The sequence below is a fragment of the Oleiphilus sp. HI0067 genome, from assembly GCF_001635735.1.
On the sequence record NZ_LWFI01000238.1, the window covers coordinates 1 to 672 of the forward strand.

Sequence of the window (672 nt, forward strand, 5' to 3'; positions counted from 1 at the left end):
GCGTACTCACCACCGAAGGATTGCTCATAATATTGCTGCAATTTTTCTTTTTGCTGAACGACATTGTCACCCGTTCGCTGCGATAAATAATCATCAAACCCCCGCTTGAACTCTCTCATTGCATTCACGATCATCCGATCTTTCGAGAAGCTCAATACTTGATCCTGAATCGTTTGAAAATATCGCTCTATTTGGGATTTCTTAGACTCTCTCACTGCAGTGAGTTGAGCCTTTGAAAGCTCATGAATGGCCGACTTTCCGTCCGAATAACTGCTATATGCAATATAGGCACTGAGACAAAAAGCGGGAATGATGGCTAGTAAAATGCCAATACTTAAAAACTTAGAACGCAAACGCACAATGACAATCCTGCTGTGATTTGCATGGGAGTTATAGTCAAGAACACTGCGCTAAACAAAAAAGAGAAGACTGATCGCTATTCTAAAAATTTCAGGCAAAAAAAAGCGGCCAGTCCCCGGGCCGCCATAATCTTCCATGAAAAAAGTTCCTTTCATTCAAAACCTTCTCTCGAAAGGCCTGACAATTTCCAGCTAGTCGCACTGTGCTGTTTAACTGTCAAAGGAAACGTAGCAGAATGCTTGCCAACTCTAGAAAGTTTAAAAAATCAATTTATAAACAACAACTTAAGGGGATAACAAAAATAGAGTAGAA

1 protein-coding gene is annotated in these 672 nt (G+C 40.5%); it reads right to left on the reverse strand.

Annotation, left to right across the window (positions count from 1 at the left end):
- A partial coding sequence (locus tag A3739_RS03130) for a hypothetical protein (protein WP_197471996.1) occupies nucleotides 1–359 on the reverse strand: 359 nt, incomplete at its 3' end.
- Nucleotides 360–672: the final 313 nt, after the last annotated feature.